The following is a 1856-nucleotide window of genomic DNA, read 5'->3' as shown; positions in this document are numbered from 1 at the left end:
GTAGTAGTTGTCGAGTGGCAGAGAATATGGCATCCGACTTGCATCCATATTCAAGTCGGCACAAATAAAGATATACATAAACAAGATAAAAAGAAAGAAAGAAAGAAAGAAAGAAAGAAAGAAAAGAATAGGAATCAGAATAACCACAATCAGATAAGGAAACCAGAACAAAATTAGTCATTGCACGATCAGCAGCAGCATTTCCCCGAGCCGTACCCATGACGACTTCAGGTTAGAGATACCTTAGATTGCTTAGTTTTGTTGAGTTTCAGGATCGCATAGAAACGGCTTCTCCTCTTTGTCCTTTGATCGCATATTTCGCAACATTTGAGGCCGGCTAACGGTTCAGGTGGCCTCTATTTACCCACCTGTAGCTTGCAAAAGTTGCCAAGTCACCGCAATATCATGCAGTCGTTGCAGACCCCGCCACAGCGTTTTCACGCCCGGTTCGCCATCGCCTTTACGACCAAGAAACCCACCTAACTTGGCAATCCAGCGTACGCACTGACCCATACTGGGCGGTTCGGACGGCAGTTCTGTGGTTTGATGAATCGTGCAGTACAGCGCTTGCCACTCATGTTCTTCTAGAACTGTTTCAACGGAGGCCTCGGGATGCACTCGCGCTTCATAGGTCAACCACAACAGCCGCCACGCCACAATCGTATAGGTCGCCAGGGCTCGCTCCAAACGGTCAGCTCTCTCTAGCTGCAAGGCTTCCAGCCGACAGCCGGATTTTAAAGTGAAGTTATATCTTTCAATTAACCAGCGAAAACTGTAACGAATTAGGCACCGACAAGCGTCTTCGAAGTTATTCACCGGCAATGTCGTCAGTAATAACCAGCTAATCGCTTTCTCTCCGGCAGGTGGGTTTTCCTCTTCCGCCAACACCACTTGAACGGCGATCGCTTTGAAGGTATCCGCCTGCGCATGATTCTGGGGTGGTTGCAGCCATAGGGTGGCGTAGCGCACACTGAGAGCCGCCTGACGTGGCTGGCGTTTCGGCGTCCGCTGAAGTTCTAAGGTTTTCTGTCCTTGGCAAGGGTGTTGACGGATGGCTTCAAACAACGGTTGGACTTCTTCGGCATAGGCATCACTTTTGGTATTGCGATTCTGGGCGGCGCGGATCAAAAACTCGGAGCGGGGTCGTCGTGGCTGCGCAAACAGGTCATAGATATCCCCTTCTCGATCTGTGACCGTAATGACCTCGACGGATTCGGGGATAAGTTGTTGGCTGGCGGCCTGATGCTCTAGCCAGCGGTAGCTTTCTTTCTCCTCGATCGCTGCTTGACGATCGCGATAGCCAGCACCTCGGCGGGTCTTCTCTCTCGCCCACACGGTTTCTTGCAAGATGCCCAAGGGCACACCAGCATCGCTACTACATAAGGTTAGGTGTACTTTGAGTCCTGTGGCTGAGGCATCACTAATTGGGCCTAAGCCTCGGGTGCTGCGGTGAGTGCTGAAGTCCAGTTCAGTGGTGTCTTGGATCGTCAGCACGGTCGAATGGGCTAAGCAGCGTTTGACCGTTTGATCAATGTGGCCGGACAGGATGGCGGCGGCGGGAATTCGCCGATTTGACCAGAACTTATACAGTCCTTGAACGGCAGCATCATCGCGGCTCGCTTGCAGCACGCTTGCATTGGGTTGGGCGATCAGGTCACTCCACGATCGTCAACAGTCGGTGTTCACGGCGGCGATCCCCCAAATTAGTGGTCTTCAACTCGTCTTCCGCCCAGCTCATACAATCCACTCCTGACATTACTGATCTTTTGCAGCCATGAGCTTAGCGTGGTTCCTCAATCCTGAAACCCTGGATAAATAACAGTTTATTAACTTCCTTATCTATTCATATCTAAACG

1 pseudogene is annotated in these 1856 nt (G+C 51.0%); it reads right to left on the bottom strand.

Annotation, left to right across the window (positions count from 1 at the left end):
- Positions 1-360: 360 nt before the first annotated feature.
- A pseudogene (locus AC286M_RS06630) lies at positions 361-1738 on the bottom strand (IS4 family transposase).
- Positions 1739-1856: the final 118 nt, after the last annotated feature.

Source organism: Thainema salinarum CENA647, assembly GCF_057732415.1.
The sequence above is the reverse complement of the archived record's forward strand: the minus strand, read 5'-3'. Positions and strand labels throughout refer to the sequence as shown.